Source organism: Pseudomonas sp. FW305-25 (assembly GCF_017351415.1).
Taxonomy (GTDB): Bacteria; Pseudomonadota; Gammaproteobacteria; order Pseudomonadales; family Pseudomonadaceae; genus Aquipseudomonas; species Aquipseudomonas chlororaphis.
On sequence record NZ_JACNDE010000031.1, the window covers coordinates 60421 to 86889 of the forward strand.

Consider the following 26469-nt stretch of genomic DNA (forward strand, 5'->3'; position numbering starts at 1 on the left):
ATGGAAAGCAAAAAGTCGTAGCCGTTGACACAGCCATTCAGGACTGTAGTTGTAGCCGGCCCGAGACTTGCCAACAAACGACGATTAGGCGAGATATCATTCCGTTTATTCATGCTGCGCAGCCGGGACAAGAACAAGGAACCCTCGATGCTGAACAAACGCTACCTGCCCTCGATCACCGCCCTGCAGTGTTTCGAGGCCGTCACCCGGCACCTGAGCTTCACTCGCGCCGCCGAGGAGCTGAACCTGACCCAGAGCGCGGTCAGCAAGCAGGTCGCGCAGCTGGAAGAACTCCTGCAACACCTGTTGTTTCGCCGGGTACGTCGGCGCCTGCAATTGACTCCGGCCGGCGACCTGTACCTGGTGGAAGTGCGCAAGATCCTCTCGCAGATCGAGATGTCGACCCACTACCTGCGCTCCTACGGCGGCGAAACCGAAGTCCTGCGGGTGTCCACCCCATCGACCTTCGGTGCGCGCTGGCTGGTGCCGCGCCTCAAGGGCTGGCGCCTGCGCCACCCGCAGATCCACCTGGACCTGTGCAACGAGCAGGAAGCCGACGACCTGCTGCAGGGCCGCAGCGACATGGCGTTCTACTTCGGCCAGGGTTCGCGCCCCGGCACCGAGTGCCTGAAGCTGTTCGGCGAAGAGCTGGTGGCGGTCTGCGCCCCCGGCAGCCTGCCGCAGAAGCCGTTCACCGACCCGACGCAGCTGGCCGAGCTGGTGCTGCTGCAACTGGCCTCGCGGCCGCAGGCCTGGCATGACTGGTTCGACAGCCAGGGTTACCACACCGAGCACAGCTATCACGGCCCGCGCTTCGAAACCTTCTACATGTGCATCCGGGCCGCCCAGGTCGGCTGCGGCGTGGCCCTGCTGCCGCGGTTCCTGGTGGAAGAAGAGCTGGCCGAGGGCAAGCTGGTGCTGGCCTGGGACTACGCCATGCCCAGCCACGACGCCTATTACCTGGCCTACCCCGAACATGCGGCCGAAGTGCCCAAGGTGCGGGACTTCGTACGCTGGATGCTGGAACAGATCGACAGCCCGACGCCGGCCTGATCCGGGATGGAGGCCAGACGAATGGACGCCATCGCGAGCAAGCTCGCACCTACAAGAGCAGCGCCGTATCTGTAGGAACGAGCTTGCCCGCGATGAGGCCATCAGCCTCGACATCGTCCCCAAGCAAAAAACACTGGCAAAACCCACGGCGGATATGCGCCACTACTGCCTTCATTGAACAAGCTGGAAAGCCGCGCCCTTGATCGCGGCCAGCATGGAGATTCCCGTTATGAGCGAGAGTGTGTTTGCCGATCGCATCGTGCAGAACCTGCTCGACACCGACTTCTACAAACTGACCATGATGCAGGCGGTGCTGCACAACTACCCCAATGTGGAAGTCGAATGGGAATTCCGCTGCCGCAACAGCGAGGACCTGCGCCCCTATCTGGCGGAGATCCGCTATCAGTTCGAGCGCCTGGCCGACCTGAGCCTGAGCGCCGACCAGTTGAGTTTTCTCGAGCGCATCAGCTTCCTGAAACCGGACTTCCTGCGTTTTCTCGGGCTGTTCCGCTTCAACCTGCGGTATGTGCATACCGGTATCGAGAACGGCGAGCTGTTCATCCGCCTGCGCGGGCCCTGGCTGCACGTGATCCTGTTCGAAGTGCCGATGCTGGCGATCGTCAGCGAGGTGCGTAACCGCTATCGCTACCGCGAAGTCGTCCTGGAACAGGCGCGCGAACAGCTGTATCGCAAGTTCGACTGGCTGAGCGCCAACGCCAGCGCCGATGAACTGTCGCACCTGCAGGTGGCCGACTTCGGCACCCGCCGGCGCTTCTCGTACCGGGTCCAGGAAGAAGTGGTGAACGTGCTCAAGCACGACTTCCCCGGGCGTTTCGTCGGCACCAGCAACGTGCACCTGTCCCGCGAGCTGGACATGAAACCCCTGGGCACCATGGCCCACGAATGGATCATGGCCCACCAGCAACTGGGGCCGCGGCTGATCGACAGCCAGATCGCCGCCCTCGACTGCTGGGTCCGCGAGTATCGCGGCCTGCTGGGGATCGCCCTGACCGACTGCATCACCACCGACGCCTTCCTCAACGATTTCGATCTGTACTTCGCCAAGCTGTTCGACGGTTTGCGCCACGACTCGGGCGACCCGATCGCCTGGGCGGAAAAAGCCATCGCCCATTACCTGAAACTGGGCATCGAGCCGATGAGCAAGACCCTGGTGTTCTCCGACAGCCTGACGCTGCCCAAGTCCCTGGAGATTTTTCGTGCGTTGCGCGGTCGGATCAATGTCAGCTTCGGTATCGGCACCAACCTGACGTGCGATATTCCCGGTGTCGAGCCGATGAGCATCGTGCTTAAAATGGCCGCCTGCAATGGCCAGCCCGTCGCCAAGATCTCCGACGAAGCGGGCAAGACCCATTGCAAGGATCCCAACTTCGTCGCTTATTTGCGCCACGTTTTCCAAGTACCTGCCGCCCTTTCTGGCACATCAAGCAAGGAGTGAATCATGCAAGCCGTACAGCGTGAGATTGCTGAACAGCTCAAGGTCCAACCCCCTTTCAAGGACCAGGCCGATCTCGAGGCAGAAGTCGCCCGGCGGGTCGCGTTCATCCAGCAATGCCTGCTCAATTCCGGGCTCAAGGCCCTGGTGCTGGGCATCAGCGGTGGCGTCGACTCCCTGACCGCGGGCCTGCTGGCCCAGCGGGCGATGCGCGAACTGCGCGCCAGCAGTGGCGACCAGGACTATCGTTTCATCGCCGTGCGCCTGCCGTACGACGTGCAGTTCGACGAGCACGATGCCCAGGCCTCGGTGGACTTCATCGAACCCGACGAGCGCCACACCGTGAACATCGGGCCGGCGGTCAAGTCCCTGGCCAATGAAGTGGCGGCCTTCGAAGGCCATCAGGCGGTAACCCGGGACTTCGTCCTTGGCAACACCAAGGCACGCATGCGCATGGTCGCGCAGTACACCATCGCCGGCGCCGCCCACGGCCTGGTGATCGGCACCGACCACGCCGCCGAAGCGGTGATGGGTTTCTTCACCAAGTTCGGTGACGGCGCCTGCGACCTGGCCCCGCTGAGCGGGCTGGTGAAGAACCAGGTGCGGGCCATTGCCCGGCATTTCGGTGCGCCGGAGTCGCTGGTGGAAAAGATCCCTACCGCCGACCTGGAAGACCTGTCTCCCGGCAAGCCGGACGAAGCGTCCCACGGCGTGACCTACGCCGAGATCGACGCCTTCCTCCACGGCCAGCCGGTGCGCGAGGAGGCGTTCAAGATCATCTGCAACACCTACAACAAGACCCATCACAAACGCGTGATGCCATTCGCGCCATAAACAGCCCGTAGCCGCTGCCGAGCCTGCGAGGCTGCGCACGGCCGCAGAGCGGTCGCCAAACCAGGCGCCACGTTATGTTCGATGGACCGCGTGGGCAGGTTTTGCGAGGACTGCGTCCTCGTACGCAGCCTCGCAGGCTCGGCAGCGGCTCCAAGTCTGTATATGCAGTTCCAGGCACAAAAAAAGCGCCCCGCAGGGCGCTTTTCATCACACGGAATCAACCGATCACTTCAGCACCACAGCGCCTTTCATCATCGAGTTGTGGCCCGGGAACGAGCAGAAGAACTCGTAGCTTTCGCCAGCGGTGAGCTTCGACACGTCGAAGGTCACCGAGTCTTTTTCGCCGGAGCCGATGATCTTGGTGTGGGCGATGACGCGGCTGTCGCCTTCTTTCAGGTAGTTCTTGTCGATGCCGGCGGCCATGCCGTCGGTCGCGATGCCGGCCATGTCCGCGCTTTTGCTCAGCACCCAGTTATGGCCCATGACGTTCTTCGGCAGGCTGCCGGAGTGGGTCAGGTTCACGGTGAAGGTCTTGCAGCTCTTGTCGATGGTGATTTCCTTCGTGTTGAAGGACATCTGGTCGGTGGAGTCGACATCGACCTTACATTCGGCGGCCATCAGCTGGCTGCTGGCCAGTGTCAGCAGGGATACCGCAACGAGTTTGGCAAACATGGTGAATCTCCAAGGCAGGGTTAACAAAATCCATCTGAATCCATGAAGGTGAAGACTGCCTGAATTTTTCACAAGTTCCTATGATTTACATCAAGAAATTGTATACAACTTTGCGCTATCGGCCTGATCGAGAGAATCAAACAGCCAGCCATCGGCCGCGGACCTATGCTCGGCGCACATCACTATCGGAGTGTCTGCCATGCACCTCAACAGTCTGTTCCGCAGCCTGCTCGCCGCCTATGCCTGTGGCGCCAGCGGCACCTATGAAAGCCCCCGCGGCGAGGATTGACCCTTGGAGCGCGGCCGGCCAGCCATTACTCTGTGGCCCTCACCGACCATGGAGTAAGGCATGTCTTTAGCGTCTGTATGCGTGTTCTGCGGTGCCAGCACTGGCACCAACCCGGCCTACCGCGAGGCCGCCGAAGCCCTCGGGTGCCAGCTAGCCGAGCGCAAGCTGACCCTGGTCTATGGCGGTGGCGCCGTCGGCCTGATGGGCATAGTCGCCGACGCGGCCCTGGCGGCTGGCGGCGAAGTCATCGGCATCATTCCCCAGAGCCTCAAGGACAAGGAAATCGGCCATCCGGGCCTGACGCGCCTGGAGGTGGTCGACGGCATGCACGCCCGCAAGGCACGCATGGCCGAGCTGAGCGACGCTTTTATCGCGCTGCCGGGTGGCCTGGGCACCCTGGAAGAGTTGTTCGAGGTCTGGACCTGGGGCCAGTTGGGTTACCACGCCAAGCCCCTGGGGTTGCTGGAAGTGAATGGTTTCTACGAGAAGCTCACGGGTTTTCTCGATCATATCGTCGGCGAAGGCTTCGTTCGCACCCCGCACCGTGACATGCTGCAAGTGAGCGAATCGCCGCGCAAACTGCTGGATGCGCTGGAAGCCTGGCAACCCACGGTAGTCCCCAAATGGGCCGAGCAGAAACCCGATTAACCGCCGGGCTCCGATACAGGGCAGAATACGCGCCGCTCAAACCTCACCTTCGACCCCAGAGGATCGCCCATGGCTAAACCCAATTACTCCTTCGCCAAACGTCAGCGAGACCTGGCAAAGGAGCAGAAGAAAGAGGAAAAGCTGCAACGCAAGAAAGCGGCCGCTGAAGAAGCCGGCGCACCAAGCCCGGAGACAGAAGACGACGTGGCCGTCGACGACGCCGATGCAGTAGACGATCAGGCCCCCAAGGCCTGAGACCCGCCAGGCCCGATACCTCTATCAGGCCCTCGGGATCTGGGGTCGGCCATCCGTTGCCGACCCTCGGATACCCAACGCTTTGACAATCGAATCGCGATAACCCTGTGGCAAGTTGGCCGGTAGCCGGTCCGGCGCGAACAGGCCGATTTCCTTGTGCTCGTGGCTGACGGTTGGCACAAAACCGCCCAGGAGCCGGCAGCGATAGGTCGAGATAAAGACCTGCTTGCCAGGGATGACTTCGAACAGGTACGAATCCAGCGGCTCGCCCACCGCCACCCGCACGTCCAGCTCCTCCTCGATCTCCCGCGCCAGGCATTGGGGCGCCGTCTCCCCCAGCTCGATCCGCCCGCCGGGCAGCTCCCACTCGTCACGCTCGTTGAGCATCAGCACCACCAGCCCCTCGGGGGATTGCAGCACGCCCTTGATCGATACCGGGAACATAAGTAACTCCTGTAAAGCCTGTAGCCGCTGCCGAAGGCTGCGATAAGGTTCGAAGAACCTTCCTGTGGCCACCAAAGCACGGCCGCTACGCGCCCGAGCGCAGCCTGCGGCAGCGGCTACAGAGAGATCCGTTCATTCAGCGGCATCACTGTCACCCGCACTTCCGGGTCGTGGCTGCCGCCGCCGAGAATCACCCCGCGCAACGGCGACACATCGGAAAAATCCCGGCCCCAGGCCAGGGTGATGTGCTCCAGCGCCGGCTGCACGTTGTTGGTCGGGTCGAAATCCACCCAGCCGAGCACCGGGCAGAACACCGAAACCCAGGCATGGGAGGCATCTGCGCCGATCAGGCGTGGCTGCCCCGGTGGCGGCTGGGTCAGCAGGTAGCCGCTGACATAACGCGCCGCCAAACCGCGGGAACGCAAACACGCCAGCATCAGGTGGGCGAAGTCCTGGCAGACCCCGCGCCGCCGCTCCAGCACTTCCACCAGCGGCGTCGCCACCTGGGTGGCTTCGGCATCGAAGGTGAACTCGCTGAAGATCTTTTCCATCAACGCTTGCACCCCCAGCAATAACGGACGCCCGGCGGGGAAACAGCTTTCGGAGAACTCGACGAAGCTTTTCTTCAAGTGCACATAAGGCGACTCGAAGCGGTAACGGCACGCCTCCATCAAGGCTGCGGATAACGGCCGGCTGCTGTAGGTCAGCGCACTGCGGGTGGCGTCCCAGGACAATGAACGGGTGAAATCCGGCGTGGGCCTGGCCAGCACCTCCACCGTCAGCTGCGCATTGACCAGCAGCTCGTCATGGGGCCGCTCGAACGCCAGCCGGGTCAGTGGGTTGCCGAACACGTCCAGCTCGTCGCGACGGGTGGTGGGGTCGGGGCTGATCAGCAGTTCCTGCTGGCTGCAATGCTGCCAGGCGCAGGCGCGCGGCCACAGGTGCGCCAGCTGCTGGGCCAGGGAAACCGGACTGTCGTAGTGGTAATGGGTATCGTGAAAGATCTGGTAATGAGCGCTCATCAGACGGATACCGTTCGTTGGCTGACATCGTCGACATGGGCGAAATGCCGCAGCGCCAGGCGGTCGGAGACCTGCCCGCTGGCATCGGCGATTTCCTGCAACAGGTCGGCCAGGCCTTCGAGCGCCGCCCGCACGCTGGCCTCGCCGAACAGCGGGTTTTCCAGGCAGCCCAGGTCGAAGCGCCCCAGACGCCCCACCAGCTTGGGCAAACCGGCCTCGCGCGGTACGCCGAACTCGTCGTTCAAGCGATTGAGGGTCCGGGTCACCAGCTTCAGCTGGAACAGCACCGCATGGGGGTTCTGTTCGTCGAGCAGCAACAGGTCGAGCACCGGGATCAACTGCGCCACCGCCAGGTAGCGGGAACGGTAGGTGATGCTGCTGTTGCCCAGTTCCAGCAGCCACTCCAGCCCAGCCTGATCGAACACGGTGGCGCTGCGCAGGAAGGCCGCCAGGCTGCTGCTGAGAAACTGCAGGCGCTCGATGCGCCGGCCAATCATCAAAAAGCGCCAGCCTTCGTCGCGGGTCATATCGTCCAGGGCGAAGCCCGACAGCGCCGCCAGGGACATCACCAGGCGGTTGAGGAAGTCCAGCAGCTCGCCGAAGTCCGGCTCGCGGGCCTCCAGTGCCAGGGCTTCGCGCTGCAATTCCACCAACGCCTGCCAGTTTTCCCGCGAAAGCTTGCCACGCACCTGGGACGCCGCCCACTGCAGGCGCTGCAGATTGGAGCGCAGGCTGAAGGACCAGTCATCCCCCTGCAGGGCCGCCAACAAACGCTCGGGCAACTCGCCTTCGTCCGGCAGCAGCATCAGGCTTTCGCCCAGCTCGACCGCCGCCTGCAAGGCCTGCGGGTCATCGCCGTCGACATAGCGCGCCAGCATGATCCGCAACAGCCGCGCACTGCCATCGCAACGCTCGCAGTAACGGCCGAACCAGAACAGGTTTTCCACCACCCGCGACGGCAGGTACGGATCGCGCCGCACCAGTTCATGCACGCCGATGGTCCGCTGGCCTTTCCACTGTTCGCCGCTGGGCGCACGTTCGCCCAGCACCCAGGTGTCCTTGCTGGCGCCGCCGCGCTGCATCGATACCACCTCGGCATCGGCCTCGGCGGCCACCCGGGTCAAGCCGCCCGGCAGTACCCGGTAACCATCGCGGCTGGCCACGGCATACACCCGCATGCCGATGGCCCGCGGTTGCAGCTGGCCGTCCTCGGCCTGCCAGACCGGCGCCTGGGACAGTTGCGCCAGCTCCTGGGCGACATAGGCATAAGGTCGCGCCCGCATGCGTTCGGCCAGGGCCTGGCGCTCTTTCTCGCAGAGGTCGCGACCGAACAATGGGGCAAAGCTCTGGGACGGGAACGCCGGCTTGATCAGCAGTTCCGGGAGTTTCTCCAGGGCCTGGGCCAGCACCGGTGCCTCACCGCACCACCAGGTGGCGACAGACGGCAGAATCAGTTTTTCGCCGAACAAGTGCTCGCTGATCTTCGGCAGGAAACCCAGCAGGCCTGGCGACTCCAGCACGCCGCTGCCCAGGGCATTGGCCACCAGCACCCGCCCCTGCCGCACCGCCTCCAGCAGCCCCGGCACGCCGAGGGCCGAGTCGGTGCGCAGTTCCAGCGGGTCGCAGAAGTCGTCGTCGAGCCGGCGCATGATCGCGTGCACCCGCCGCAGGCCGCTCAGGGTCTTGAGGTAGACCGTGGCGTCGCGCACCGTCAGGTCGCCGCCCTCCACCAGCGGATAACCGAGCTGGCGCGCCAGGTACAGGTGTTCGAAATAGCTCTCGTTGAAACGTCCCGGGGTCAGCAGCACGATCAGTGGCGCTTCGTCGTCCCGGGGCGCCTGGCGGGCCAGGGTTTCCTGCAGGGTGCGGAAGAACCCGGCCAGGTGCTGCACCTGCAGATCGCGGTACAGGTCCGGAAAGGCCCGGGACACGATCATGCGGTTTTCCAGGGCGTAGCCGGCACCGGACGGTGCCTGGGTACGGTCGGCGGTGACCCACCAGCGCCCGTCCGGGGTGCGCGCCAGGTCGACCGCGTACAGGTGCAGGAAGGCGCCTTCCGGCGGCTGGATGCCCTGGCACGGCCAGAGAAAGTTGTTATGGCCAAAGACCAGCTCGGCCGGCAGCAGGCCCTCGCTGATCAGCCGCTGGGGGCCGTACAGGTCGGCCAGTACCGCATTGAGCAAACGCGCCCGCTGCGCGATCCCGGCGGACAGCTGCTGCCATTCATCGGCGGCGATCACATGGGGCAACAGGTCCAGTTCCCACGGCCGGTCGGCGCCCTTGGGGTCGGCATAGACGTTGTAGGTGACGCCGTTTTCCTGGATCTGCCGGGTCAGCAGCGCCTGGCGCTGCATCAACTGCGCCGGTGTGCTGCGCTGCAACTGGTCGAACAGCCGGCGCCAGTGCGGGCGCACCGCGCCGCTGGCGTCGAGCAGTTCGTGGTAGGTACCCGCCGTCAGCGGGTAGTGGTCAAGCAGGTCAGGCATGGAAAGCTCGGCAGACGGCAAGGTAAGTCAGATTAACGCAGACACATGACGCCCGGATATGCGAAACATCCGGGCGTCGCGTCTGCTTTAGAAACGTCGCAAATCGAGTGTCATCGGCAACTCGTCGTTGATCGTCAGGCTCGGCACAGACAAGGTGCCGGGGCTATGCCCCAGGCGGAAGAAGCGCGCCATGCGTCGGCTCTCGGCCTCGTTGGCATTCACCGGCAGGCTGTCGTAGTTGCGCCCGCCCGGGTGGGCCACATGGTATTGGCAACCGCCCAGGGAGCGCTGCATCCAGGTGTCGAGCAGGTCGAACACCAGCGGTGCGTGCACCGGGATGGTCGGTTGCAGGCAGTTGAACGGCTGCCAGGCCCGATAGCGCACGCCGGCGACGAACTCCCCGACTCGCCCGGTGGGCTGCAGCGGCACCGCGACGCCGTTGCAGGTCAACAGGTAGCGCTGCGGCGCCAGCCCGGTGAGTTTGACCTGCAAACGCTCCAGCGATGAGTCGACATAACGCACCGTACCGCCAGCGGAGCCCTCCTCCCCCAACACGTGCCAAGGCTCCAGGGCCTGGCGTAGCTCCAGCTCGACACCGCCGACCGCATAATCGCCGACCTTGGGGAAACGGAACTCCAGGTGCGCGGCGAACCACTCGGCCCGCAACGGGTAGCCGGCGGCGTTGAGCTCGACAATGACATCGGCGAAGTCCTGCTCGATGAAGTGCGGCAACAGAAAGCGGTCGTGCAGCTCGGTGCCCCAGCGCGCCAGCTTGGCCGGTGCGTAGGGCTCGCGCCAGAAGCGCGCCACCAAGGCCCGCAGCAACAATTGCTGGGCCAGGCTCATGCGCGCATGGGGCGGCATTTCAAAGGCGCGCAGTTCCAGCAGGCCCAGGCGGCCTGTAGCGCCATCCGGCGAGTACAGCTTGTCGATGCAGAACTCGGCGCGATGGGTGTTGCCGGTGACGTCGATCAACAGGTTGCGCAGCAGCCGGTCGACCAGCCAGGGCGGGCACTCCTCGCCCGGTTCGGGCATCTGCGCGAAGGCGATTTCCAACTCGTACAACGCATCGTTGCGCGCCTCGTCGACCCGCGGTGCCTGGGAGGTGGGGCCGATGAACAGCCCGGAGAACAGATAGGACAACGACGGATGGTTGTGCCAGTAGCTGATCAGGCTGCGCAACAGGTCCGGCCGGCGCAGGAACGGCGAATCCGCCGGCGTCGCGCCACCCAATACGAAGTGGTTGCCGCCGCCGGTGCCGGTATGGCGCCCGTCGATCATGAATTTCTCGGTGGTCAGGCGGGTCTGCCGGGCTTCCTCGTAGAGGAATTCGGTGCGCTCCACCAGCTCGTCCCAACTGGCGGACGGCTGCACGTTGACCTCGATCACGCCCGGATCGGGGGTGACGCGGAAGTTGCTCAGGCGCGGATCGCTCGGCGGCTCGTAGCCCTCCAGCAGCACCGGGCAATGCAGCTCCTCGGCGGTGGCCTCGATGGCGCTGACCAGCTCCAGGTAATCCTCCAGGCGCTCCAGGGGCGGCATGAACAGGTACAAGCGCCCGCCCCGCGCCTCGGCGCAGAACGCGGTGCGGGTCAGCCAGTCGGCGGACTGGTCGATCTGCGGCACCCGCTCATCGGCCTCGGCCGCTTCGCCGTGTTCGCGCAGTTGCGCGCTGTCCGGCAGCTCGGGCAGCTCCTGGTTCGGATCGGTGGGGTGCACATAGGGGTACTCCGCCGCCGTCACCCAGGGCTGGGACGCCAGCGGCAGGCGATAACCCAGGGGCGAATCCCCCGGGATCAACCGGCAGTGGGTATCGCGCAGGTACCAGCGGCCGCTCTGCCACTGGTCGCCCCTGGCGGTACGGGCCAGCGGCAGGACCTGGCCGATGACCTTGTCCAGGCCCTGGCTGAACACCTTGCGCAGGCGCGCCCGCTCCAGCTCGTCCGCCAGCCGCGAATCCTCGGCGCTGACGTTCTGCGGCAAGGTGCCTTCGCGCCACAGGTAGTAGAAGTTGTCTTCATAAGCCGGGAATACAAAGCGCGCGGGCAGCTTCAAGCGTTCGGCGACACTGGCGAGGAAACGCCCGGCCAGCTCGCTGTCGGCGCCATAGTCTTCATGCTCGTCGGCAATCAGCGCGACGCTGTGCCAGATCGGCACGCCGTCGCGGCGCCAGTAGCAGTTCAGCGACCAGCGCGGCAATTGCTCGCCCGGATACCACTTGCCCTGGCCAAAGTGCACCAGGCCCTTGGGCGCGTAGTGGTTGCGCAGGCGCTGGAACAGCTCGGCGGACAACCGGCGCTTGTTCGGCCCGAGAGCCGCGGTGTTCCATTCGGCGCCATCCGGGTCGTCGATCGAGACGAAGGTCGGCTCGCCGCCCATGGTCAGGCGCACGTCGCCTGCCAGCAGGTCGGCATCGATCTGCCGGCCCAGGGCCTGGATCGCCAGCCATTGCTCCTCGGTGTAGGGCTTGGTGACCCGCGGCGCTTCCCAGACCCGCTCCACCGACATCTCGTGGCCGAACTCGCATTCACAAGGCTCCACCAGGCCGCTGATCGGCGCCGCCGAGGACGGATCGGGGCTGCAGGCCAACGGGATATGGCCTTCCCCGGCAAACAGCCCGGAAGTGGCGTCCAGGCCGATCCAGCCGGCGCCGGGCAGGTACACCTCGCACCAGGCGTGGAGGTCGGTGAAGTCGACCTCGGTGCCGGACGGGCCGTCGAGGGATTTGACGTCGGCGGTCAGCTGGATCAGGTAGCCGGAAACAAAGCGCGCGGCCAGCCCCAGGTTGCGCAGCAGCTGCACCAGCAGCCAGGCGGAGTCGCGGCAGGAGCCGGAAGCCTTGTCCAGGGTCTGCTCCGGCGTCTGCACGCCGGGCTCCATGCGGATCAGGTAGCCGATGTCTTCGCTCAGGCGCTGGTTCAGGGCCACCAGGAAATCCACCGCCGGTATCGGCGTGCGGTCGATGCCCTCGAGGTAGGCCTTGAACTTCGGTGTCAGTGGCAGGGTTTCCAGGTAAGGCGCCAGCTCGCGCTGCTCGTCGGCGGCATAGGCGAAGGGGATTTTCTCGGCGTAGGGCTCGAGGAAGAAATCGAACGGATTGAAGACCGCCATCTCCGCCAGCAGATCGACTTCGATCCGCAGCTCGTCGGTCTTCTCCGGGAAGACCAGGCGCGCCAGGTAGTTGCCCTGGGGGTCCTGCTGCCAGTTGATGAAGTGCTGCTCGGGCTGAACCTTCAGCGCATAGGAGAGAATCCGCGTGCGGCTATGGGCCGCCGGACGCAGGCGAACGATCTGTGGGCCAAGTTCGACCGCGCGGTCGTAGCGGTAATGCGTGACATGGTGCAATGCGACATGGATCGACACGGCGTGCCTCCTGCGGGCCTGAACGTACACGAAAGCGCGCAAGACTTATGCCAGAGCACCAGTCCCGGGGCTTTCCCCAACGGCTGTGGGCAGTACAGCACCAAAAGCGAGCGGCGCGTGCTTCGGCGTGCGCAGGGTTGCACATAAATGTGGCGACAGGATGTAACCGGCGGTCAGCGCACTCGCTTCAGGCCGGCTTCCAGTCGCTGCAGGCGCCGGCGTTTGCGCGCCGCCACTTGCAGCACCTTGAGCCCGCGCTGGTAGCGCCGGGTGCTCATCAGGTACAGCCCGGCCAGGGGAATGCACAGGACAAAGGCCGGGAACAGTCGCTGGCGGGAGTCCAGCAGGACCAGCAGCGCGCATGCCAGGCAGAACACCAGCGCGCCGAACAAGGCCCAGGCGCCACGCGGGTAGCCGCGGATCACCAGCATGAAACACAGGCTCATCAGCAGGCCTGCGCCCAGCATGGCCATCGCGGCGTAGTTGGCGACCTGGAAGTCATGGGGGAAATACAGATGAGGCACCTGCGCGGCGGTCAGCGAGATGCTGAAGACCGTCGTCATCATCACCGCGATATGAATCATCCCGAAATGCCGCACATAGGGCTGCCAGGCGAGCCATTCGGCGGTCTTGAGGCGTAGCAGCCGGTCTTCGACCTGCCGTTGTTGCGGGGTTTTCCGGCGACGTAACACGCGGCTCTTCCTTGAGTTGATGCCCATCCTGGGGGCGCACCTTAACAAACCCGAACGCCGAAATGCACAACGCCAACCCTGGGGTTGGCGTTGTGTCTGTGGCATTGGGTCCGTACAGCAGTGGCCTTAGCGGGGCACGACCGGTTTGCGGGCCGGCTTCTTGCCTTTGCCCTTGGCCGCATCCGTGCGTTCCTTGGCGGCCTGCTTGTTGCGGGCCATCGCGGCGGCCTTGGCCTGTTCGCGCTTGTCCCACGGGTTGCTACCGTCGCTGCCGCGTGGAGGCAGGCCGGTGTGCTGGGTGAGGATCCTGGTGGTTTCCTTGGCCACTTTGTGGCTGCCAGCCGGCGTCGAGTTCTTGCGACGGGCGCTCTGGTAGCTGTCGGTCGACGGCTGATGCAAAGGAATCAACTGGTTCTTGCCCGGCCCGATCAGGTCGGCGCGACCCATGCGGGTCAGCGCTTCACGCAGCATCGGCCAGCCTTTCGGGTCGTGGTAACGCAGGAACGCCTTGTGCAGGCGACGCTGCTCCTCGCTCTTGACGATGGTCACCCCGTCACTCTTGTAGGTGACCTTGCGCAGCGGGTTCTTGCCCGAGTGGTACATCGCGGTGGCGGTGGCCATCGGCGACGGGTAGAACGCCTGCACCTGGTCGGCGCGGAAACCGTTGCCCTTGAGCCACAGGGCCAGGTTCATCATGTCTTCGTCGGTGGTGCCCGGGTGCGCGGCGATGAAGTACGGAATCAGGTACTGCTCCTTGCCCGCTTCCTTGGAGTACTTCTCGAACATCCGCTTGAACCGGTCGTAGCTACCGATGCCCGGCTTCATCATCTGGTTGAGCGGACCTTCCTCGGTGTGTTCCGGGGCGATCTTCAGGTAGCCACCGACGTGGTGGGTCACCAGTTCCTTGACGTACTCCGGCGACTCGACCGCGAGGTCGTAGCGCAGGCCGGAAGCGATCAGGATCTTCTTCACCCCCGGCAAGGCGCGGGCGCTGCGATACAGCTGGATCAGCGACGAGTGGTCGGTATTCAGGTTCGGGCAGATGCCAGGGAACACGCAGGACGGCTTGCGGCACGCGGATTCGATTTCCGGGCTCTTGCAGGCGATGCGGTACATGTTCGCGGTCGGGCCGCCGAGGTCGGAAATGACCCCGGTAAAACCTGGAACCTTGTCGCGAATCTCTTCGATCTCGCGAATGATCGACTCTTCGGAACGGTTCTGGATGATCCGCCCTTCGTGCTCGGTGATCGAGCAGAAGGTGCAGCCGCCAAAGCAGCCACGCATGATGTTCACCGAGAAACGGATCATGTCGTAGGCCGGGATCTTCTCCTTGCCGTACGCCGGGTGCGGGATGCGCTGATACGGCATGCCAAACACGTAGTCCATCTCTTCGGTGGTCATCGGGATGGGCGGCGGGTTGAACCAGACATCGATCTCGCCATGCTTCTGCACCAGCGCACGGGCGTTGCCCGGGTTGGTTTCCAGGTGCAGCACGCGGTTGGCGTGGGCGTAGAGCACCGGATCGTTACGCACCTTTTCCATGGACGGCAGGCGGATCACGGTCTTGTCCCGGGTCATCTTCGGGCTGGCCAGGATCTGCACGACCTTGGCTTCCTGGGGATCTTCGACCGGGCCTTTTTCCTGCTCGATGGCACAGGCCTGGGTGTCCTGGGTGTTGACGTACGGGTTGATGATCTTGTCGATCTTGCCCGGCCGGTCGATACGCGTGGAGTCGACTTCGTACCAGCCCTGCGGCGTGTCACGGCGAATGAACGCGGTGCCGCGCACGTCGGTGATGTCTTCGATCTTGTGCCCGTAGGACAGGCGCTGGGCGACTTCGACAATCGCCCGCTCGGCGTTGCCGTAGAGCAGGATGTCGGCGCTGGCGTCGATCAGGATCGAGTTGCGCACCCGGTCCTGCCAGTAGTCGTAGTGGGCGATGCGGCGCAGGGAGGCTTCGATGCCGCCCAGGACGATCGGCACGTGCTTGTAGGCTTCCTTGCAGCGCTGGCTGTAGACCAGGCTGGCGCGGTCCGGACGCTTGCCCGCCAGGCCACCCGGGGTGTAGGCGTCGTCGGAACGGATTTTCTTGTCCGCGGTGTAGCGGTTGATCATCGAGTCCATGTTGCCGGCCGCGACGCCGAAGAACAGGTTCGGCTCGCCGAGCTTCATGAAGTCGTCTTTGGACTGCCAGTTCGGCTGGGCGATGATCCCGACGCGAAAGCCCTGGGACTCCAGCAGCCGGCCGATGATCGCCATGCCGAACGACGGGTGATCGACGTAGGCATCACCGGTGACGATGATGATGTCGCAGGAATCCCAGCCGAGCTGATCCATCTCCGCCCTGCTCATCGGCAGGAACGGCGCCGGTCCGAAACATTCGGCCCAGTACTTGGGATAGTCAAATAACGGCTTGGCTGCTTGCATGTCGATGACCGGTATAGGTGTAGATGAGGGCGCGTTTATTTACAGAGAAATTCGCGGGCGCGGAATATAGCACAAAAAATAACCAATTCCGACGACTATAGTCGGAAATCGGTGGCCTGTAGCCGCTGTCGCAGACTGCGATCGGCTGCGCGGCACACGCAACGCTCCCCCATCGAACGAAGGTCCTGCGGCCCTTATCGCAGCCTGCGGCAGCGGCTACGGCTGTTTATTCGTCGTCGTCGAAGTTGTAGCTGCCCGGCGCGAGGTTCTCGAAGCGGGTGTACTTGCCGATGAATGCCAGGCGGATAAAGCCGATCGGGCCGTTCCGCTGCTTGCCGATGATGATCTCGGCAATGCCCTTGTGCTCGGTCTCGGGGTGATACACCTCGTCCCGGTACACGAACATGATGACGTCGGCGTCCTGCTCGATCGCTCCGGATTCGCGCAAGTCGGAGTTCACCGGGCGCTTGTTCGGGCGCTGCTCGAGGGAGCGGTTGAGCTGGGACAGGGCCACTACCGGGCAGTTGAATTCCTTGGCCAGGGCCTTGAGGGAACGGGAGATCTCGGAAATCTCGTTGGTCCGGTTGTCGCCGCTGGAACCCGGGATCTGCATCAGTTGCAGGTAGTCGATCATGATCAGGGCAATGTCGCCGTGCTCACGCACCAGGCGGCGGGTCCGCGCGCGCATTTCCGAAGGGCTGATACCGGCGGTGTCGTCGATGAACAGCTTGCGGTCGTTGAGCAGGTTGACCGCCGAGGTCAGGCGCGGCCAGTCGTCGTCTTCCAGCTGGCCGGAACGCACCTTGGTCTGGTCGATACGGCCGAGGGACGACAGCATACGCATGATCAGCGATTCGCCTGGCATCTCGAGGGAGTACACCAGCACCGCCTTGTCGCTGCGCAGTACGGCGTTTTCCACCAGGTTCATGGCAAAGGTGGTCTTACCCATGGACGGACGACCGGCGACGATGATCAGGTCGGCGGGCTGCAGGCCGCTGGTCTTCTCGTCGAGGTCGGTGTAGCCGGTGGACAGGCCGGTGATGGCGTTGTCGGTGTTGAACAGGGTGTCGATGCGGTCGATGGCCTTGGTCAGCAACTCGTTGACACCCACCGGGCCGCCGGTTTTCGGACGCGCTTCGGCGATCTGGAAGATCTGCCGTTCGGCTTCGTCGAGAATCTCTTCGGCGGTGCGGCCTTCGGGGTTGAAGGCGCTGTCGGCGATCTCGGTGCTGATGCCGATCAGCTGGCGCAGGGTGGCGCGCTGGCGAACGATCTGCGCATAAGCCTTGATGTTGGCCACCGACGGCGTGTTCTTCGCCAGTTCACCCAGGTAACCCAGGCCACCGACCTGGGACGTCTGGCCTTCCTTGTCCAGCTGCTCGGACAGGGTCACGACGTCGATCGGCATGTTCTGATCGGCCAGCTTGGCGATCGCACGGAAGATCAGGCGGTGGTCATGTCGATAGAAATCGCCGTCGGAGACTTGATCGAGCACCCGCTCCCAGGCGTTGTTGTCCAGCATCAGACCACCGAGCACGGCCTGTTCGGCCTCGATGGAATGTGGCGGCACCTTCAGGGCAGCGGTTTGCAGATCGTATTGCTCGGGAGCGGAGATATCGTTCATGGCCACTTGGTTTTTTAGGAAAAGCAGGGGTTTGAAAAACTGAAGGTACAGAAAGACAAAGGGCACGACCTGTAAACAGGATCGTGCCCGATGTTACCGGCTAGCTCCCGAGGGTGCCAGCCGACAAGTACTGCTTAAGCTGCTACCACGACAACGCGTACGGTGGCTTCAACTTCAGCGTGCAGGTGCACGGCTACGTCGAATTCACCTACGTTGCGGATGGTGCCGTTCGGCAGACGAACTTCGCTTTTTGCAACTTCAACGCCGGAGGCGGTCAGTGCATCAGCGATGTCGTGGGTGCCGATCGAACCGAACAGCTTGCCTTCGTCACCAGCGGTGGCAGTGATAGTCACTTCCAGCTCAGCCAGTTGGGCAGCGCGAGTTTCGGCAGAAGCCTTTTTCTCTGCAGCCAGTTTTTCCAGCTCGGCACGACGCGCTTCGAACGCAGCCAGGTTGGCAGCGGTAGCAGCGGTGGCTTTGCCGAAAGGCAGCAGGTAGTTACGGCCGTAACCAGCCTTAACGTTTACCTTATCGCCCAGGTTGCCCAGGTTGGCGATTTTTTCCAGCAGGATCAGTTCCATTTGGTAATAACCTCTTAACTTTTAACCTTCACCGTTCGCAGGACCGTTATCGGCGTCTTTCGGCGCCGAACGACCGCGAAAATCAATCAGGCTGTCGACTATGGCCAACACCACGAGCAACGGATAGATCAGCTGCATAAACAGCAACAGCGTTACGTACAACCCCACCAGCCAGAACCTGGCCAGTCGCCCTTGCGCCACCAGCCCGTGAATCAGGGCCAGCCCGGCGAACACCAGCGGTACGCTGCACAACGGCGTCAGCATCGCCATCTGCGGACCGAGGTTCGGTCCCAGCAGCATGCAGGCCAGCAGCAACATCGCCAGTCCCAGCGGGAGCTTGATAGCGCGAAACTCGCGCCCAAAACCACCCGGGTTGTACAACAACGCCTGCCAGTAGCGCCCGACAATCAGGCTCAGCACACTGACGACCTGCAACAAAGCCGCAATCAGGCCGGTCAGGACCGGTGCGATCAGTGAGGCGAGACGAGCCCGCTCTTCAACCGACAGCTGCTGGTAGAGATCACCGAGGGCCAACGGCAGGATTTTTACCAACTCCTGCGAGAGCATCTCGATCTGGGGGCGGTAAGCCACACCCAGCACTCCAGCAAACACCAGGCCCAGCGCTATGCTGACCAGCAGCACACGGTTCCAGGATTCGCTTGCGCGCAAAACCAACGCAAGGCCCGAAGACCCGAGCAACACCATGAGTGCGCGTGGATCGTCGGAATACAGCCACCAGAACAATGCCGGCAGCAATCCCAGGGCGAGGACACCAAGGGCGTCGCTCAAACCGCGCCGCAGGAGCACCAGGCTTCCCGCAGCAGCACCCAACCAATACAACAACGGCAATGCCGCACATCCGGCCACTACCAGAGTGGCCTGCATACGGCCGCGCATGATGAACTCAGCTAAGGCGCGCATGCATTCAATCCCTTACTACTTGTCGACTGCCCGGTCTCAGCGGCCGTGGCTGTCGGTGTAGGCCAGCAGGGCCAGGAAGCGGGCGCGCTTGATAGCGGTGGCCAGCTGACGCTGATAACGAGCTTTGGTACCGGTGATACGGCTTGGAACGATTTTGCCGGTCTCGGATACGTAGGCTTTCAGAGTGTTGAGATCTTTGTAATCGATCTCTTTCACGTCTTCAGCGGTGAAGCGGCAGAATTTACGACGACGGAAGAAACGTGCCATGTAATTGGCTCCTCAAAAGGTCCGTGGATTACTCGTCAGCGTTATCGCTGGCGTCGCTGTTATCGCTGTCATCGCCATCGGCGCTGTCAGAATGCTCAGGACGGTCACGACGCTCACGGCGCTCACTGCGGTTCTCTTCAGCCTTGAGCATCTCGGATTGGCCAGTGATGGCTTCTTCGCGACGGATGACCAGGTTACGGATCACAGCATCGTTGTAACGGAAGTTGTCTTCCAGCTCAGCCAGGGCTTTACCGGTGCACTCAACGTTCAGCATCACGTAGTGAGCCTTGTGAACATTGTTGATTGCGTAGGCCAGTTGACGACGGCCCCAGTCTTCCAGACGGTGGATTTTGCCGCCGTCTTCTTCGATCAGCTTGGTGTAACGCTCAACCATGCCGCCGACTTGCTCGCTCTGGTCAGGGTGGACCAGAAAGATGATTTCGTAATGACGCATGAATGCTCCTTACGGGTTGTAGCCTGCCGCTCAAAAGCGGTCAGACAAGGAGTGAATGACACTTGTGTGTCTTGCCTCAGAGATAGGCACATATGCGCCTGCCGCAACGGCAAGGGGCGCAATTGTAGAGAAGGGGGAACAGCGGCGCAAGGCAATTGGTGATTATTTGAACAACTGGGCGCCAGGGCGCGCCAAACCTGCCAGACAGGCCTGCTCACGACTGCGGCACCTCGATCGGGCCGCTATCGCGAGCAAGCTCGCGCCTGCATAGGGGGGAGGAAACTCAGGCCTTCTTGGCTGCACTCTTGGCTTTGGCCGCACGCTGGCGCGTGGCTTCGAACAGGCACACGCCGGTAGCCACCGAAACGTTGAGACTGCTGACGCTACCGGCCATCGGCAGGCGCACCAGGAAATCGCAATGCTCGCGGGTGAGGCGACGCATACCCTTGCCTTCGGCGCCCATGATCAGGATGGTCGGCCCGGTCAGGTCCTGGTCATACAGTTCCTGCTCGGCTTCGCCAGCCGTGCCGACGACCCACAGGCCGCGCTGCTGGAGCTTTTCCAAGGTGCGCGCGAGGTTGGTCACGGCCACCAGCGGAATCACTTCCGCGGCGCCGCACGCCACTTTACGTACGGTCGGGGTCAGGGTCGCCGATTTGTCTTTCGGCACCAGCACCGCCAGTGCACCGGCCGCATCGGCAGTGCGCAGGCAGGCGCCAAGGTTATGCGGGTCGGTCACGCCGTCCAGCACGAGAAGCAGCGGCGCGCCCTCGGTACGGTCGAGCAACTCATCGAGCATCGCTTCGCCCCAGACCTGGCTTGGACTCACTTCAGCCACGACGCCCTGGTGAACGCCTTCGACCCAGGCATCCATTTCGCGACGCTCGGCCTGACCGACCGCCACGCGATTCTGCCCGGCCAGGTCCACCAGCACCTGCACGCGCGGATCGCTGCGGCCTTCGGCCAGCCAGATCTGCTTGACGCGCTTGGGGTGGTGACGCAGCAATGCTTCTACAGCGTGCACGCCGTAGATCTTTTCCAACTGACTCATGACTTGGCCTTGGGTTTACGTGCCCCGCCGCTTTTCGCCGCAGGACCTGCGCCCGCTTTCGGCGGACCTTTACGATGCTTGCTCGGCTTGCTGGACGCCGGCTTTCCGGACTTTCCCCCAGACGCCGCTTTACCGCCGCTCTTAGCTTCGGCCAGCAGCGCCTGCTTCATCTCACGACTCTTGCGCACTTCGGCGTTTTTCGCCGCCGCATCGCTGGAGCGGTAGGCCTCGACCGGCTTCTCCTTGGCCGGGCCACGACGGCCGGCCTTGGCTGGAGCGGGCTCGGCAGCCGTCTTGGCTGGAGGCACATCGACAGCGCCACGTTTTTTGCGACCGATCGGCGCGCTGATGGTTTTTTCCGCCATCTCGAAGTCGATCTTGCGCTCGTCCAGATCGACGCGCATGACCCGCACTTCCACGCTGTCACCCAGGCGGAAGCTGCGGCCGGTGCGCTCACCGGCCAAGCGGTGATGCACAGGATCGAAGTGGTAGTAGTCGCCCGGCAGCGCCGTGACATGCACCAGACCTTCGACATAGATATCGGTCAGTTCGACGAACAGGCCAAAACCGGTCACCGCAGTGATCACGCCCGGGAACGCCTCGCCCACGCGATCCTTCATGTATTCGCACTTGAGCCAGTTCACCACGTCGCGAGTCGCTTCGTCGGCACGCCGCTCGCTCATCGAGCACTGCTCGCCAAGCTGCTCGAGAATCGCCTCGTCGTAGGGATAGATGCGCGCCTTCGGAATGCTCATCGCACCGGCACGACGCACGTGAGGCGTGTTCTGCTTGGAGTGGATGACACTGCGAATCGCCCGGTGCGTCAGCAGGTCCGGGTAACGGCGAATCGGCGAGGTGAAGTGGGTATAGGCTTCGTAGTTCAGGCCGAAGTGGCCCTGATTGTCAGCGCTGTACACCGCCTGGCTCAAGGAGCGCAGCATCACGGTCTGGATCAGATGGAAGTCCGGACGATCCTTGATGCTTTCCAGCAAGGCCTGGTAGTCCTTCGGCGTCGGGCCGTCCTTGCCTTTATGCAGGGACAGGCCGAGTTCGCCGAGGAAGGCGCGCAGTTTTTCCAGACGCTCTGGCGGCGGGCCGTCGTGAACGCGATAGAGCGCGGGGATTTCGTGCTTCTTGAGGAATTCGGCGGTGGCCACGTTGGCCGCCAGCATGCATTCCTCGATCAGCTTGTGCGCATCGTTACGGGTAGTCGGACGAATTTCCGCGATCTTGCGCTCGGAACCGAAGATGATCCGGGTTTCCTGGGTCTCGAAGTCGATGGCGCCACGGGTATGACGGGCACCGAGCAGAACCTTGTACAGCGCATAAAGCTGCTTGAGGTGCGGCACGACATCGGCGTATTCGCCACGCAGCTGCTTAGCCTCGCTGGTTTTCGGCTGTTCGAGGATAGTGCTGACCTTGTTGTAGGTCAGGCGCGCCTTGGAGTGGATCACCGCTTCGTAGAACTGATAGTCGGTCATCTCGCCGGATTTGGAGATGGTCATCTCGCACACCATGGCCAGACGATCGACTTTCGGGTTCAGCGAGCACAGGCCGTTGGACAGTTGCTCCGGCAGCATTGGCACCACGCGCTCGGGGAAGTACACCGAGTTGCCACGCACCTGCGCCTCGTTATCCAGCGCCGAACCGATCTTCACGTAACTGGAAACGTCGGCGATCGCCACGTACAGCTTCCAGCCACCGCCGAACAGGCGCAACTTGCCGGGCTTGGCTTCGCAGTAAACCGCGTCGTCGAAGTCGCGAGCATCTTCGCCGTCGATGGTGACGAACGGCAGATCACGCAGGTCGATGCGCTTCTCTTTGTCCTTCTCTTCGACTTCCGGCTTGAGCTTGCCGGCTTCCTTCAGCACCGCCTCGGGCCAGACGTGAGGAATATCGTAGGTGCGCAAGGCAACATCGATTTCCATGCCCGGGGCCATGTAGTTGCCCACGACCTCGACCACGTCGCCTTGCGGCTGGAAGCGCGGAGTCGGCCAGTGGGTGATCTTCACCTCGACGAACTGGCCGATCTTGGCGCCGGCATTGCGACCCGGGGTCACCAGCACTTCCTGCTGGATCTTCGGGTTGTCCGCCACCACAAAACCGATTCCGCCTTCTTCGAAATAACGGCCGACGATGCTCTCGTGGGCACGGGACACTACTTCGACGATCATGCCTTCGCGGCGACCGCGGCGATCCAGACCGGAAACCCGGGCCAGCGCACGGTCGCCATCGAACACCAGGCGCATCTGCGCCGGGCTCATGAACAGGTCGTCGCTGCCGTCATCGGGAACCAGGAAGCCGAAGCCGTCACGGTGACCGCTGATACGGCCGAGGATCAGGTCGAGCTTGTCCACCGGCGCATAAGTGCCGCGACGGGTGTAGATCAGTTGGGCATCGCGCTCCATGGCGCGCAGGCGGCGACGCAGGGCTTCGATCTGGTCTTCTGTGGTCAGACCAAACTCTTCGACCAACTGTTCGCGGTTAGCAGGCGAACCCCGATCAGCAAGGTGCTGAAGGATCAGTTCGCGGCTAGGGATAGGGTTTTCATATTTTTCCGCTTCACGAGCGGCCTCGGGATCGAGGGACTGCCAATCGGCCATTAGATAAATTTCACCTTGTCTATATGCGGGTTAGTTTGGCATACGCGTATTGAAACGGGAAATTTCAGGCTAAGACAGGCTCCGAAAAGTCCTTTAGAGGCTTCAGAACCATCCTGCAAAAGCCGTCGGCGAATTTTTTTCAATATTTTCAAGATCAGGGGTTTACAGCTCAAAAGGTGGTCCGTATAGTGCGCGCCATCGACGACGGAGACGTTGCCGATACTGCCCAGATGGTGAAATTGGTAGACACGCCAGCTTCAGGTGCTGGTGGCCGCAAGGCCGTGGAAGTTCGAGTCTTCTTCTGGGCACCAATTCAGAGCTGTAGATCGTTTGAATCTTCAGACTCCTCCAAAAACCCGCGAAAGCGGGTTTTTGCATTCTAAGTGTTTGATTTATTGAATCTAAGTCAAAACAGGGCTTTACAGATTCAAAGGCGCTCCGTATAGTTCGCCCCATCAACAGCGGCAACGCTGCTGATACTGCCCAGATGGTGAAATTGGTAGACACGCCAGCTTCAGGTGCTGGTGGCCGCAAGGCCGTGGAAGTTCGAGTCTTCTTCTGGGCACCACATTCAAGTTTCACAGCATAGCTGTGAAGCCTCACAAAAACCCGCGAAAGCGGGTTTTTGCGTTTCAGGCCCACAACAATCATTTCCCCCGCCCAAGCGCCCCTCCTCCAGGACTCTCCAGCCCGCCAAGCCGCACATGAGAAACAATATCGTTTATGATTGTTACAAGTTTTTGCGGCACCACAGTGAGGAACCCTGCGAATGATGTTTAGAAACACCTCCCTTCCAACATCCCTTCTGCGCGGCTTGACCATCACTTTGCTGGGCCTGGCCCTGGCATCTCCACTCACTCAAGCAGCCGATCCGGTTTCCCTGACGCTGTACAACGGCCAGCACAAGGAAGTCGGCGACGCCATCGCCAAGGCTTTCGAGGCCAAGACCGGCATTCACGTCAATGTGCGCAAGGGCAGCAGCAACCAGCTCGCCAGCCAGATCGTGGAAGAAGGCAAGCGCTCCCCCGCCGACGTGATCTACACCGAAGAATCGCCGCCCCTGAACAAACTCGGCGAGCAAGGCCTGCTGGCCAAGACCGATGCTGCGACCCTTGAAGTCCTGCCCAAGGACTACGTCGCCGGTAACGGCACCTGGATCGGCATTACCGCCCGAGTTCGCGTGGTAGCGTTCAACCCGAAGCTGATCGACGAAAAAGACCTGCCTGCATCGGTGATGGAGTTCTCCCAGCCACAATGGCAAGGCAAGGTAGGCTTCGTCCCCACCAGCGGCGCATTCCAGGAACAGGCCGTGGCAATCATCAAGCTGCACGGGATGGACGCCGCCGAAGAATGGCTGACCGGCCTGCGCGCTTTCGGCAAGACCTACAGCAATAATATGGTGGCCTTGAAGGCCGTGGAAAACGGCGAAGTCGCTACCGTGCTGGTGAACAACTACTACTGGTTCGCCCTGCAACGAGAGAAAGGCCAGCTTGACTCGAAGCTGCACTATTTCACCGGCGGCGATGCCGGCGGATTGATCACCGTATCCAGCGCCGCGGTACTCAAGTCCAGCAAACACCCCAAAGAAGCCCAGCAATTCCTCGCTTATATGGCCAGCGAAGAAGGCCAGCGCGTAATCACCCAGACCACCGCAGAATATCCGCTGCGCAAAGGCCTGGAGTCGGATCGAGGCCTCAAGCCGTTCAGTGAACTGCAAGCGCCGAAAGTCACCCCGGCCGACCTCGGCAACGCCGAAGAAGCCCTGGAACTGGAACGCGAAGTCGGCCTGAACTGATGAGCGCATCGCTGCCCACCCCCGCCTCGCGCACGAACTACATGCCGAAGCGCAAGGGGCCATCGATCTGGCTGCTGCTACCGGTCCTGTTGCTGGTCGGGCTCAGCCTGCTGCCATTGCTCTATGTCGGGCTCAAGGCCTGGCAGGCTGGCTGGGCCGAAGCCCTGCACCTACTGTGGCGCCCCTATGTATTCGGCCTGCTGCGCAACACCCTGCTACTGCTCATTGGCGTGACCGCTACCTGCGCCATCGTCGGCCTGTCCCTGGCCTGGCTGCTGGAACGCAGCGACTTGCCGGGGCGACGCCTCTGGGGTGTGATCTTGTGCCTGCCCTTTGCCGTGCCGGCTTTCGTCAGCAGCTTCACCTGGGTCTCCCTCAGCGCCAGCTTCGAAGGCCTGGGCGGGGCCATCCTGGTCATGAGCCTGTCCAAGTACCCGCTGGTATTCCTGCCTGTCGCGGCCACCTTGCGCAATCTCGATCCCTCCCTGGAGGAATCGGCCCGCACCCTCGGTCAGAATCGCTGGGGCGTGTTCTTCCGGATTACCCTGCCCCTGCTCTGGCCCTCATTGCTGGCCGGCTCGCTACTGATTGCCCTGCACATGCTGGTGGAGTTCGGTGCACTGTCGATCATTGGCCTGCAAACCTTCACCACCGCGATCTATCAGCAGTTCGAACTGGAGTTCAGCAATGCCAACGCGGCGATGCTTTCCGCCGTGCTGCTAGCGCTGTGCCTGGCCCTGCTGTGGCTGGAATTGCGGGTTCGCGGCAAAGGCCGCCATGTACGAACCGGCCAGGGCGCGGCGCGACATGCCGAGCAAGTGCGCCTCGGCAAATGGGCGATTGGAGGACAACTGTACTGCGCGCTGCTGACCCTGATCGGCAGCGGCATTCCGCTGGGCATGCTGGCGTACTGGCTGGCCGTCGGCTCATCGGCCGCTTTCCCGATGGCCGCCATCAGCGAAGCCCTGCTCTCCTCCCTGGCGCTATCGTTGGGTGGCGCGGCACTGTGCCTGGTGCTGGCGGTACCGGTCGGACTGCTGGTGGTGCGCCACAAGGGTCGCCTGGCACTCTGGGCCGAACGCCTGCCTTACCTGCTGCACGCCCTGCCAGGCTTGGTGATCGCCCTGACGCTGGTGTTCTTTGCCCTGCACTACGTGCCGGCGCTGTATCAGACCTCAGCCCTGTTGCTGATCGCCTACGCCCTGCTGTTCCTGCCCCTGGCGCAGGCACCGATCCGCACCGCCCTGAACAAAGCGGCGCCGCAACTCGAGGAAGCCGCCCGCACCCTGGGCGCCTCCTCATTCACGGCCTTCTGCCGCGTGACCCTGCCGATCATTTTCCCGGCATTGGGCGCCGCCTTTGCCCTGGTATTCCTGGATGCCATGAAGGAGCTGACGGCCACACTGCTGCTCAGCCCGACCGGACTGAATACACTGGCAACGGAAGTCTGGGCGCACACCGCGAATGTGGAGTTTGCCGCCGCAGCGCCTTATGCGGCGCTGTTGATCCTGGTATCGGGGCTACCGGTCTATCTG

At 62.9% G+C, this 26469-nt stretch carries 21 protein-coding genes and 2 tRNA genes; 9 read left to right on the top strand and 14 right to left on the bottom strand.

Annotated elements, in window-relative coordinates; genetic code table 11:
- Positions 1–147 precede the first annotated feature (147 nt).
- The 3 genes from J4E58_RS24095 to nadE all read left to right on the top strand — a co-directional run bounded on the left by J4E58_RS24095 (position 148) and on the right by nadE (position 3340).
- A complete protein-coding gene (locus J4E58_RS24095) occupies positions 148–1053 on the top strand; it encodes a LysR family transcriptional regulator (protein ID WP_062823826.1) in 906 nt (301 codons plus the stop codon).
- A gap of 229 nt (positions 1054–1282) precedes the next feature.
- Positions 1283–2509, top strand: coding sequence for a nicotinate phosphoribosyltransferase (pncB, locus tag J4E58_RS24100; RefSeq protein WP_007925207.1), 1227 nt, complete (start codon positions 1283–1285; stop codon positions 2507–2509).
- A 3-nt stretch (positions 2510–2512) separates the two neighbouring features.
- Positions 2513–3340, top strand: a complete 828-nt coding sequence (gene nadE / locus J4E58_RS24105; protein ID WP_087089918.1) for an ammonia-dependent NAD(+) synthetase — start codon at positions 2513–2515, stop codon at positions 3338–3340.
- 225 nt (positions 3341–3565) lie between these two features.
- Here the strand turns inward: nadE and azu are convergent, their stop codons facing one another.
- Positions 3566–4012, bottom strand: coding sequence for an azurin (azu, locus tag J4E58_RS24110; RefSeq protein ID WP_007921507.1), 447 nt, complete (start codon positions 4010–4012; stop codon positions 3566–3568).
- Positions 4013–4361: 349 nt separating this feature from the next.
- Between azu and J4E58_RS24115 the strand changes: the two genes are divergently transcribed.
- On the top strand, positions 4362–4949 hold the full coding sequence (locus J4E58_RS24115) for a TIGR00730 family Rossman fold protein (protein WP_087089917.1): 588 nt from the start codon (positions 4362–4364) through the stop codon (positions 4947–4949).
- A 69-nt stretch (positions 4950–5018) separates the two neighbouring features.
- A complete protein-coding gene (locus J4E58_RS24120; protein ID WP_053259435.1) occupies positions 5019–5204 on the top strand; it encodes a hypothetical protein in 186 nt (61 codons plus the stop codon).
- 24 nt (positions 5205–5228) lie between these two features.
- On the opposite strand, the gene J4E58_RS24125 is transcribed toward J4E58_RS24120, so the two are convergent.
- The 13 genes from J4E58_RS24125 to rnr all read right to left on the bottom strand — a co-directional run bounded on the left by J4E58_RS24125 (position 5229) and on the right by rnr (position 23139).
- Complete coding sequence (locus J4E58_RS24125) at positions 5229–5648, bottom strand: NUDIX domain-containing protein (RefSeq protein ID WP_087089915.1); 420 nt, start codon at positions 5646–5648, stop codon at positions 5229–5231.
- A 116-nt stretch (positions 5649–5764) separates the two neighbouring features.
- Positions 5765–6670: a transglutaminase family protein gene (locus tag J4E58_RS24130; protein ID WP_087089913.1), complete on the bottom strand. Its 906-nt coding sequence runs from the start codon at positions 6668–6670 to the stop codon at positions 5765–5767.
- On the bottom strand, positions 6670–9156 hold the full coding sequence (locus J4E58_RS24135) for a circularly permuted type 2 ATP-grasp protein (RefSeq protein WP_087089911.1): 2487 nt from the start codon (positions 9154–9156) through the stop codon (positions 6670–6672). The genes J4E58_RS24130 and J4E58_RS24135 overlap by 1 nt, the downstream gene beginning before the upstream one ends.
- An 87-nt stretch (positions 9157–9243) precedes the next feature.
- Positions 9244–12519, bottom strand: coding sequence for a DUF2126 domain-containing protein (locus J4E58_RS24140; protein ID WP_087089908.1), 3276 nt, complete (start codon positions 12517–12519; stop codon positions 9244–9246).
- Positions 12520–12692: 173 nt separating this feature from the next.
- Positions 12693–13211, bottom strand: coding sequence for a hypothetical protein (locus J4E58_RS24145; protein WP_087089906.1), 519 nt, complete (start codon positions 13209–13211; stop codon positions 12693–12695).
- A gap of 126 nt (positions 13212–13337) precedes the next feature.
- Positions 13338–15638 carry a YgiQ family radical SAM protein gene (locus tag J4E58_RS24150; protein WP_009041914.1) on the bottom strand — a complete coding sequence of 767 codons (2301 nt, stop codon included), beginning with the start codon at positions 15636–15638 and terminating at the stop codon, positions 13338–13340.
- A gap of 226 nt (positions 15639–15864) precedes the next feature.
- Positions 15865–17262 (bottom strand): replicative DNA helicase, encoded by a 1398-nt coding sequence (gene dnaB, locus J4E58_RS24155; RefSeq protein ID WP_007921486.1) that lies wholly within the window; start codon positions 17260–17262, stop codon positions 15865–15867.
- A 134-nt stretch (positions 17263–17396) separates the two neighbouring features.
- Positions 17397–17843, bottom strand: a complete 447-nt coding sequence (rplI, locus tag J4E58_RS24160) for a 50S ribosomal protein L9 (protein WP_007921484.1) — start codon at positions 17841–17843, stop codon at positions 17397–17399.
- 21 nt (positions 17844–17864) lie between these two features.
- Positions 17865–18764, bottom strand: coding sequence for a hypothetical protein (locus J4E58_RS24165; protein WP_009041913.1), 900 nt, complete (start codon positions 18762–18764; stop codon positions 17865–17867).
- Positions 18765–18800: 36 nt separating this feature from the next.
- Complete coding sequence (rpsR, locus tag J4E58_RS24170; protein ID WP_002551829.1) at positions 18801–19031, bottom strand: 30S ribosomal protein S18; 231 nt, start codon at positions 19029–19031, stop codon at positions 18801–18803.
- A 28-nt stretch (positions 19032–19059) separates the two neighbouring features.
- Positions 19060–19485, bottom strand: coding sequence for a 30S ribosomal protein S6 (rpsF, locus tag J4E58_RS24175; protein ID WP_007921481.1), 426 nt, complete (start codon positions 19483–19485; stop codon positions 19060–19062).
- A gap of 283 nt (positions 19486–19768) precedes the next feature.
- Positions 19769–20536, bottom strand: coding sequence for a 23S rRNA (guanosine(2251)-2'-O)-methyltransferase RlmB (gene rlmB, locus J4E58_RS24180; protein ID WP_023970226.1), 768 nt, complete (start codon positions 20534–20536; stop codon positions 19769–19771).
- Positions 20533–23139 (bottom strand): ribonuclease R, encoded by a 2607-nt coding sequence (gene rnr, locus J4E58_RS24185; protein WP_053259428.1) that lies wholly within the window; start codon positions 23137–23139, stop codon positions 20533–20535. The genes rlmB and rnr overlap by 4 nt, the downstream gene beginning before the upstream one ends.
- Before the next feature lie 224 nt (positions 23140–23363).
- Here rnr and J4E58_RS24190 point away from each other — a divergent pair.
- From J4E58_RS24190 to J4E58_RS24205, 4 genes are all read left to right on the top strand, one after another.
- Positions 23364–23450: transfer RNA gene (locus tag J4E58_RS24190), tRNA-Leu, on the top strand.
- 170 nt (positions 23451–23620) lie between these two features.
- A tRNA-Leu gene (locus tag J4E58_RS24195) sits at positions 23621–23707 on the top strand.
- Positions 23708–23908: 201 nt separating this feature from the next.
- On the top strand, positions 23909–24934 hold the full coding sequence (locus J4E58_RS24200; protein WP_087089904.1) for an extracellular solute-binding protein: 1026 nt from the start codon (positions 23909–23911) through the stop codon (positions 24932–24934).
- The coding region (locus tag J4E58_RS24205; RefSeq protein ID WP_207255334.1) for an iron ABC transporter permease at positions 24934–26469 on the top strand (1536 nt) is incomplete at its 3' end. The genes J4E58_RS24200 and J4E58_RS24205, both read left to right, overlap by 1 nt.

Bases quoted from the DNA above. Each gene is read 5' to 3' on its own strand.
- J4E58_RS24095 (WP_062823826.1), top strand. From the start codon at position 148: ATGCTGAACAAACGCTACCTGCCCTCGATCACCGCCCTGCAGTGTTTC.
- pncB (WP_007925207.1), top strand. From the start codon at position 1,283: ATGAGCGAGAGTGTGTTTGCCGATCGCATCGTGCAGAACCTGCTCGAC.
- nadE (WP_087089918.1), top strand. From the start codon at position 2,513: ATGCAAGCCGTACAGCGTGAGATTGCTGAACAGCTCAAGGTCCAACCC.
- azu (WP_007921507.1), bottom strand. From the start codon at position 4,012: ATGTTTGCCAAACTCGTTGCGGTATCCCTGCTGACACTGGCCAGCAGC.
- J4E58_RS24115 (WP_087089917.1), top strand. From the start codon at position 4,362: ATGTCTTTAGCGTCTGTATGCGTGTTCTGCGGTGCCAGCACTGGCACC.
- J4E58_RS24120 (WP_053259435.1), top strand. From the start codon at position 5,019: ATGGCTAAACCCAATTACTCCTTCGCCAAACGTCAGCGAGACCTGGCA.
- J4E58_RS24125 (WP_087089915.1), bottom strand. From the start codon at position 5,648: ATGTTCCCGGTATCGATCAAGGGCGTGCTGCAATCCCCCGAGGGGCTG.
- J4E58_RS24130 (WP_087089913.1), bottom strand. From the start codon at position 6,670: ATGAGCGCTCATTACCAGATCTTTCACGATACCCATTACCACTACGAC.
- J4E58_RS24135 (WP_087089911.1), bottom strand. From the start codon at position 9,156: ATGCCTGACCTGCTTGACCACTACCCGCTGACGGCGGGTACCTACCAC.
- J4E58_RS24150 (WP_009041914.1), bottom strand. From the start codon at position 15,638: ATGCAAGCAGCCAAGCCGTTATTTGACTATCCCAAGTACTGGGCCGAA.
- dnaB (WP_007921486.1), bottom strand. From the start codon at position 17,262: ATGAACGATATCTCCGCTCCCGAGCAATACGATCTGCAAACCGCTGCC.
- rplI (WP_007921484.1), bottom strand. From the start codon at position 17,843: ATGGAACTGATCCTGCTGGAAAAAATCGCCAACCTGGGCAACCTGGGC.
- J4E58_RS24165 (WP_009041913.1), bottom strand. From the start codon at position 18,764: ATGCGCGCCTTAGCTGAGTTCATCATGCGCGGCCGTATGCAGGCCACT.
- rpsR (WP_002551829.1), bottom strand. From the start codon at position 19,031: ATGGCACGTTTCTTCCGTCGTCGTAAATTCTGCCGCTTCACCGCTGAA.
- rpsF (WP_007921481.1), bottom strand. From the start codon at position 19,485: ATGCGTCATTACGAAATCATCTTTCTGGTCCACCCTGACCAGAGCGAG.
- rlmB (WP_023970226.1), bottom strand. From the start codon at position 20,536: ATGAGTCAGTTGGAAAAGATCTACGGCGTGCACGCTGTAGAAGCATTG.
- rnr (WP_053259428.1), bottom strand. From the start codon at position 23,139: ATGGCCGATTGGCAGTCCCTCGATCCCGAGGCCGCTCGTGAAGCGGAA.
- J4E58_RS24200 (WP_087089904.1), top strand. From the start codon at position 23,909: ATGATGTTTAGAAACACCTCCCTTCCAACATCCCTTCTGCGCGGCTTG.